Source organism: Nitritalea halalkaliphila LW7 (assembly GCF_000265075.1).
GTDB classification, from domain to species: Bacteria; Bacteroidota; Bacteroidia; order Cytophagales; family Cyclobacteriaceae; genus Nitritalea; species Nitritalea halalkaliphila.
Map to the genome: position 1 here is coordinate 39479 of NZ_AJYA01000037.1, position 8388 is coordinate 47866.

General features: G+C 47.8%; 5 protein-coding genes and 1 tRNA gene. 1 reads left to right on the forward strand and 5 read right to left on the reverse strand.

Going from position 1 to position 8388, the window contains the following annotated elements:
• Positions 1 to 60: 60 nt before the first annotated feature.
• From A3SI_RS12115 to A3SI_RS12140, 5 genes are all read right to left on the reverse strand, one after another.
• The gene (locus A3SI_RS12115; RefSeq protein WP_009056256.1) at positions 61 to 1290 is read right to left on the reverse strand and encodes a glycoside hydrolase family 57 protein; all 1230 of its coding nucleotides are present in this window, start codon (positions 1288 to 1290) and stop codon (positions 61 to 63) included.
• Positions 1287 to 2579 (reverse strand): glycosyltransferase family 4 protein, encoded by a 1293-nt coding sequence (locus A3SI_RS12120; RefSeq protein WP_009056260.1) that lies wholly within the window; start codon positions 2577 to 2579, stop codon positions 1287 to 1289. Before A3SI_RS12120 ends, A3SI_RS12115 begins: the two co-directional genes overlap by 4 nt.
• 12 nt (positions 2580 to 2591) lie before the next feature.
• The gene (locus A3SI_RS12125) at positions 2592 to 4508 is read right to left on the reverse strand and encodes an amylo-alpha-1,6-glucosidase (protein ID WP_040670835.1); all 1917 of its coding nucleotides are present in this window, start codon (positions 4506 to 4508) and stop codon (positions 2592 to 2594) included.
• Positions 4509 to 4902: 394 nt separating this feature from the next.
• Positions 4903 to 4978 (reverse strand) — tRNA-His (locus A3SI_RS12130).
• 191 nt (positions 4979 to 5169) lie between these two features.
• On the reverse strand, positions 5170 to 6522 hold the full coding sequence (locus A3SI_RS12140) for a dihydroorotase (protein ID WP_009056264.1): 1353 nt from the start codon (positions 6520 to 6522) through the stop codon (positions 5170 to 5172).
• 102 nt (positions 6523 to 6624) lie between these two features.
• Between A3SI_RS12140 and A3SI_RS12145 the strand changes: the two genes are divergently transcribed.
• Positions 6625 to 7980 carry a DEAD/DEAH box helicase gene (locus A3SI_RS12145; RefSeq protein ID WP_009056266.1) on the forward strand — a complete coding sequence of 452 codons (1356 nt, stop codon included), beginning with the start codon at positions 6625 to 6627 and terminating at the stop codon, positions 7978 to 7980.
• The last annotated feature ends 408 nt before the right edge of the window (positions 7981 to 8388 follow it).

Here is an 8388-nt window from a genome sequence, read left to right on the forward strand (position 1 = left end):
GATAAAGATAAAAAGGAGTCCGAAGACTCCCTCTTAATTCTGGATAAACGGACACAGGTCTTAAAGATCGGTTTCGGCTTTGGCCTTCGCTAAAGCTTTTTTCGCCCGCTTCACGCGCAAAATAAAATCACTCAGCGCATTCATATAGTTGATAAACGCATCATAGGGTGTGTCATAAGGGCTGAAGTAAGCATGGATGTCCCCATCCGAAAAGAACTTGGTACACATATAGTAAAAGTGATCCGAGGTCTGCAGGTAGGTCCAGTCGCGCTGTATATCGTAATCATCAGCCAGCAGTTTCACATCTTCTTCCAGCTCGTATAACTTGGTGAAGGCCTCATTTTGGAGGTCATTACCGAGCCAAGCGGTGAGGTCGCGCTCTTCGTCAGCCCAGGAAATCGGTACAGGGACCTGAATCGGCGCGATTGGCTTCCCATGTTCAGCTACCTCTGCTGGAGTGGAGAAGGTAAAGGAGGTATCCCGCATAATCGCGGCAGGCAGTGCGCGCATAAATTCGAAAATTCCCGAGTCTGCCCACTGATGCTCTCCGAAGGTTTCATAGTCCATGAATAGGTTAAGGGTCTCCTGTTCAGCGGGAATTTCACGGATCCAGTTGACGAATTTATCCACCGTAAGCGGGTAATCTGGCCAAGTTTTATTGCTAAAACGGAAGGCGATGTCATCACTCAACTGAAAATTTTTCAGTAGGACTTTTAGCTTCGGCTGTGAAGCTGCTGTGTAGACGAAATTCGGGGATTTCCAACCGAGGATATGCTTGGCACCTTCTGTTAGAATGGTGGAATAGCCCATGTCGTAAACCATTTCTCCGATTTTATCTGAGTAGATTAGCTCTGTATTTCGGAAAGTTTTCGGGGTATATCCATGGAAGTGCTTGGCGATTTTCGCACTATGTCGCTCCACCATACGAGAAAATTCCACCTTGCTTTTTAAGGCAGAAAGGGCGTGGCCGTCAGTTTCTGCTAGTAGTTCTACATGGCCGGTAGCTACCAGCTCGCGAAATGAATCCAAGACATCGGGGGCATACGCTTCGAACTGATCGAGGCAGACCCCAGAGATGCTGAAGGCCACCTTAAAGCGTCCTTCATGCTCCCGAATCAGTTCAAGAAGCAGTTTATTCATGGGCAGATAACATTTTTGGGCTACCTTGCGCATAATAGAGCGATTACTGTAATCGTCCCAGTAATAATGATCTTCTCCTATATCAAAAAACCGATACGGCTTTATCCGATACGGCTGGTGTACTTGAAAGTAAAAACAAATGGTTCTCATGATGCAGTATGGTTCTGGTGTAGGGTATCGTAAACTTTAACTAATTTCTCGGCCACATGCTCCCATTTGAGCTTCTTTAACTCTTCGCTGCCGAGTTCTTTAAACATTTTCGAGATGCTTTCATAGTGCAGCAGCCCGAACATGGCATCGGCCATGGCGTCCACATCCCAAAAATCAACTTTTATCGCATTCTGAAGCACCTCGGCCACACCGGACTGCTTCGAAATGATTACAGGCGTATTATGCCGCACGGCCTCAAGGGGAGCGATGCCGAAAGGCTCTGAAACGGAGGGCATCACATAAACATCGGACATGGCGTACATATCGTCCACGTCCTGGCCTTTTAAGAAGCCTGTGAAGTGGAAGCGCGTGCCCATGCCGAGTTCTGCTACGCGTTCTATCATCCTGTTAAGAAGATCCCCGCTGCCCGCCATCACAAAGCGGACATTCGGATCGCGGTCCAGCACTTTTTTCGCTGCTTCCACGAAGTATTCGGGACCTTTCTGGAAAGTAATTCTTCCGAGGAAGGTGACGATTTTTTCGGGCACCTTCTTTTTTACGCTAGATTCGATAATGCTGGCATCCAGTACGGCATTATGCAGCACGCTGACTTTGTCTGCAGGAATTCCGTACTTTTCGATAACTACTTTTCGTGTCAAGTGACTGACGGCCACCACATGGTCTGCTGCCATCATGCCCTCACGCTCGATATCGAAAACCGCACGGTTTACGGACTCCCCCGAGCGATCGTATTCGGTAGCATGAATATGCGCCACCAGTGGCTTCCCACTGATTCGCTTCGCCGCCACGCCTGCAGGATAAGCCAGCCAGTCATGTGCATGAATCACATCATGCTCCTTGTCTTTCGCGATTTGTGCAGCGACTAGGGCATAACGCGACACCTCCTTCATCAGGTCCTTCCCGTACTTACCACTAAACTCAAACTTCGAGGAAAAAACACTTTCATCCACCTCAGCGCCTTCTGACATCGCATGTTCCGTGTAGCGGCTAAACTCTTCAGGACCTAAATAAGGCACTAAAAAACTGCTCACTTCTAGGTAGGTGAGACTTTTCCAGATTTCTTTAAAACGACGTTCCCTATAATCGATGGTAATCCCACTGGCATTCACGAAATCCGCTAGGGGCTCTTCATCCCCCCATAATTTCGGTACAACAAAAATAATATCTTGCTTATGGTGCACGAGGCCTTTTACTAAACCATAACAGGCCGTACCTAGGCCTCCAGATATGTGTGGAGGAAACTCCCACCCAAACATTAAAACTTTCATGCAATCCTCGATTTATAGGTTCTTAATTTCTCGCATTATGCGTAACAATTCTGCCACAGACCAGGCCTGACTAATAGCGCCTTTCGGACGGTGTGGCGGATCTCCATCATAAATCTCTGCCACAGTGCCCACACCATACTGACTCATCACCTCATCGAAAGATGCGATGATTTTCTCCACGAAATGCTTTCCTGCTTTACCATGCAAACGCAGATAAGCATCCACAAAAGCTCCCAGCAGCCAGGGCCATACCGTTCCGCAGTGGTAGGCGAGGTCGCGCGTGTACTGATTGCCTTGGTAGTAGCCTCTGTAGCCGGGATCATCTGGAGAAAGCGTACGCAGTCCCCTAGGAGTGAGCAACTTAGAGCGTATAGTTTCCACGACACGATTCATTTGCTCCTCTGTCAGCATACTATGGGGCAGCGAAGCTGCAAAGATCATGTTCGGACGAATCACCCAGTCGGCGCCTGATTCCGTCACTAGGTCTGCTAAGAAACCACGCTTTTCGTCCCAAAAAAACTGGAGAAAACTTTCCTTCGTCAGTGCGGCGCGCTCCTTGAAACGCTCCTCACCCATGACCTCGTCATAAAAGCAAAGCGCATTATACCAGAGAGCATTCACTTCCACTGGACAGCCGATTCGCGGCGTAACGGGCCCATCGGAGTTGACTGCATCCATCCAGGTGAGTGCCACGCCTTCTTCTCCACCGTAGAGCAGTCCATTAACCTGCACCTTAATCGAGAATTCAGTACCCGAAATAAATCCTTCGATAATCGTCAGCATGGCCTCAGCGTAGCGCTCACGCACAGTTTCTTTATCCCCTGTGTAGCGGATATACTGCTGTAAGGACCAGAAAAACCAAAGCGGCGCATCGATAGAGCGCATATTACGCATCACACCACTTCCGACATTCGGAAAAAAAGGGCCCTGCATGTCTGCTACTAAGGTGTCCACCACCTCTAAAAAGGTGCGCTCATCGTCCAAGGCGAGCGTCAAGCCGGGCGCGGCAATAAATGAATCCCTCCCCCACCAACCAAACCACGGATAACCGGCGATAATATGTGTCTTATGATTCCGCCGCTGTATGAATTGTACGGCAGAGTTTTTTAAACAATTTTCAAAATTATTTCTCGGCACTCTTCGGGAAAGCTCTTTTTCGAAGGACTGCTGCCTGGTGTCGGGGTCTGCCTCCTGTAGACCGGCAGAAAAAATGACAGACTCCCCTTTTGCGATCTCAAATTCAAAATACCCTGGCTGAATTAGGTCTTCCTGATAATCATAGCCCCGCTCTCTTTCTTGAATATATTCCACATTATGGTACCAGTTCGGAGCATGCACATACTGCATATCCTTATTCACCTGCATAAATAGCGGCTGATATACAGGATAGGGACACATGGAGATGCCCTGCTTGACCTCCTTAAAGCTAAAGTCTGCTTGCTCATTTTCGCGGACGAGCGTATGGTACCCCCGGAAAGCTAAAAAAGGCTTGATCTGAATCTTAGTGGGAGAATGAGCCTCTAACAAGGTATAGCGAATCATGACACGGTCTCGCTTCGTGTCTAAGATCAGCTCTTTCTGGAGGAGGACACCCCCCACGCGGTAGGTAAGCTTGGGAATCGGCTCGGTCGTAAAATCTTCGAGGTATTTATGCCCTCGCGGAGAGTAATTTCCGGGAAATTTCGCGATCCCTAAATTAAAACTCGCCCCACGCTGAATAACCGTTTCATGTACGGTGGCGAGCAGTACATGTAGCTGCTCGTCGATTTGAGGTTGTGGTGCCACTAAAAGTCCATGATACTTTCGAGTATTGCACCCGATTATAGTTGTACTCGTGTAACAGCCACCTCGATTTGTTCTGATAGTCTCTCTTGATAAGGAGTAATTTAGGTTTATCAATTGAGTTTTATCAAAATGAATGTAGCTCATAAGTTTAACGTTTGGAGATTCGTATAAAAATAGTTTTTTGAATCCGAACCGCAAACTTTTATCTAAAAAATAAAGGCTGCCACTGGGCAACCTTTAACATCTTATACCACTTCTCATAATATTTTACGATTCTTGTTGGAGTTTCTCCAAATTCCGTAAAGACTCTTCGAACTTCGCCTGATAAGCTTGTACACATTTTAGATTCACTGGGCGTACTTTTGGCGCGAAAGACTGGGTTTGTAATAATAGAAATGCCATGTGTTCACTGTTTATGCTTTAGCCTCATCAATTTAAATGCCAACTCCACGTAATAAGTTCATTTGGTTTAAAAATCAAGAAACCAAAAAACCATCCCCTCATAAAACAGAAAACCCCGCAGCAGCGGGGTTTTCTCGGGTGAAAGACCGGACTCGAACCGGCGACCTCTGGTGCCACAAACCAGCGCTCTAACCAACTGAGCTACAATCACCATTTTCAATCGTCTCCGATTGGAATGCAAAAGTAATACGCATTTTTCATTTTCCAAAAACTTCTAATCGAAAATACTAGAAAAATACTGACCCTTTCGGAAAGCAATTGATAATCAGCTATTTTTTTTTGCGCCAGCAAAATGAAAGCGGGCAAGGGAGCTTTTACGTTTTCCTCGCCTGCTCTCCCCTCTTTAGAAAGGTTTACGCTCGAAGGCCAGTCGCTGTCCTTTTTGACTTTCATCGAAGTGTCCATTGGCGTACGCCAAATGTCCCGAAACAAGTGTATGTGTCACTTGGCTTTTAAAGGTATGCCCCTCAAAAGGCGACCAACCACACTTAGAAAGCACATTTTCGGCGGTCACCGTCCAGGGACGATTCAGGTCTACCAGCACCAGGTCAGCCCAGTAGCCCGGACGAATGTAGCCACGCTCCTTGATTTCAAAAAGAATAGCCACGTGATGACACATTTTCTCTACAATCTGCTCTAGTGTAATTTTTCCTGCATGGTAGAGGTCCAGCATCGCGACCAGGCTGTGCTGCACGAGCGGTCCGCCCGAAGGCGCCTTCGTGTAAGGCTGAGCTTTTTCCTCGCGGGTGTGCGGCGCATGATCGGTGGCGATGACATCGATGTGCCCCTTTAAAACGCCCTCCAGAATACGCTCTCGGTCTGCAGCTGTCTTTACCGCTGGGTTCCACTTGATCAAGCTCCCTTTTTCTGCATAATCGGCATCGCTAAACCACAGATGATGCACGCAGGCCTCTGCTGTGATACGCTTTTCTTCTAGAGGGATGCCCGCATCGAAAAGGTCCACCTCCTTACCAGTACTGATATGCAGCACGTGCAGCTTGGCACCATACTTTCGAGCCAGATCCACCACCCGCTTGGAAGCATCGTAGCAGGCCTCCTCCGATCTGATTTTCGGATGAAGGTGCATGGGAATCGCATCCCCATATTCCTGGTGGTAGCGTTCGAAATTGTCCTTTATGATGTGGTCGTTTTCACTGTGCGTGGCGATGAGGATGCGGCACTGCGCAAAAATCTTTTCCAAAGTCTCTGCATTATCCACAAGCATATTTCCGGTGGAAGAGCCCTGAAATACTTTAATTCCACAAACGCGCGCGGGATCCACACGCAGTAGCTCCTCGACATTATCATTTGTGGCCCCTATATAAAAGGAGTAGTTGGCCAGCGAACGCGCCGCCGCGGTAGCATATTTCTCTTCTAAAAGCGCTAATGTGGTCGCCTGCGGCACGGTATTCGGCATCTCCATGTAGGAAGTGATTCCTCCTGCTACTGCAGCCTTCGCCTCGGTATAAATTTCCGCTTTATGCGTCAGGCCGGGCTCCCGAAAATGCACTTGATCATCGATGATGCCGGGAAGGAGGTGTAAGCCCTCCGCCTCGATAACTGTATCTACCTGAGCGCGCCATTCGGAGAGGTCTGGTGCCACGCTAAAAATCCTTCCCTCCTTCACGAGCACATCTTTTCGCGATATCTCCCCCTCATTTACTATATTTGCACCTGAAATTAAGATACTTTTCATTTTTGAATAGGGTTTTGGTTTATAAATACGACCCGATCGCAGCCCGTACAGTAGGCACAGCCAAGCGAAAAACCGGGGCTTTGCATCCAAAAATACAACATCATGTCAGCAACTCCATTATCTTTCGATGATTTTAAATTGAACAAGCAGCTCCAAGAGGCTGTGCGCGAAGCAGGTTATCAGAAGCCCACTCCGGTGCAGGAAAAAACCATTCCACTGACACTAGCTGGCCATGATGTTTTGGGCATCGCCCAGACGGGGACGGGAAAGACGGCCGCTTACTTGCTCCCCATATTATATAAAGTAAAGTATGCTCAGGGCATGTACCCTCGAGCTTTGATTCTGGCACCTACTCGGGAGCTGGTGATGCAGATCGAGGCGGAGGCGAAGAAATTTGCGGCCTACACGGATATCCGGATGCTAGCGCTTTATGGGGGCCTCGGCCCAAAGACCCAGATAGAGGCCTTAGAGGCGGGGGTGGATCTCTTGATAAGTACTCCGGGCCGCTTTATGGAGCTCTACCGCAAGGGGGTGCTTTTCCCTAGGGAGTTAAAAACGATGGTACTCGATGAGGCCGACAAAATGCTGGATATGGGTTTCATGCCGCAGATTCGCTCGATTTTAGAGGTCATCCCACGAAAACGGCAGAACCTTTTATTTTCGGCTACCTTTAGCGGGAAAGTAGAGCAGCTCTCGCATGAATTTTTAGCTTTTCCAGAGCGGGTAGAGCTAACTCCTCAAGCGACGACAGCCGAAACGATCACGCAGGTCAAATATGAGGTACCGAACATTAAGACGAAGATTAATCTTCTGGCGTATTTGCTGATGCAAAGTGAATTTCAGCGGGTCATCGTGTTTACGAAATCCCGAAAAAATGCTGAAGCAGTCTACAGTTTTGTGGAGCGTAAGGTCGAGGGTGAAGTACGTGTCATCCATGCAAATAAGGGCCAAAACACACGTATTAATGCCATGGAAGCTTTTAAGGCGGGCGAGGTGCGTGTTTTAGTAGCTACAGATGTGGCTGCGCGGGGGCTCGATATCAGCATGGTAAGTCATGTGGTTAATTTCGATGTGCCGCTGATTTATGAGGACTATGTCCATCGCATTGGCCGAACAGGCCGTGCAGAACAAAGTGGTCACGCGCTAACGATGGTAAACCCTGCGGAGGTGTACCATATGGAAAAAATCGAGGAGATTATACGTCGGCCAGTCCCACTTGTGCACCTTCCAACGGAGGTCTCGGTTCCTGAGACACCTTTCGAAGAAAAGCAGCAGTATGCACGTGAAATTGACAGCCAGAAGCGTAAGGAGGACCCTGATTTCAAGGGGGGCTTTCATGAGAAAAAAGCCCGACCTTCCTCAAATTATACAGCCCCTAAACCAAAGCGGGGGAATAAGAACTCCAAGGCCAAGCGTAACCGCAACCAGATGAAAAGTCAAAACCGGAAAAAAAAGTAGCCAACATGGTTTTCTTGCTAAGACATTCATTTTAAAGTACTTTGTCAAGAAAAATCGATCGTTTTAAAGAGAAAATCAGCCGTGAAGACCTCAATCTTTAAAGTTTTTTCCTTGAACAATTGGTTTTTTAAATAATAACCTCTACTTTTGTATCACAATAAGGGAGTGACACGCACCCCAAACAAAAATCAGTTTTGGATCTGTACCGAAAACATACCGCGGGATGAATCAGTTTCTAGCGCGTCGGGCTCATATCCGCCTGAGGCGGACAAAGGTTCGAGTCCTAAAACAAATTTGAAATAATAGTACTAAAAACATATCGCGGGATGGAGCAGTTGGTAGCTCGTCGGGCTCATATCCGCCTGAGGCGGACAAAAGTTCGAGTCCTAAAACAAAATTGAAATAATA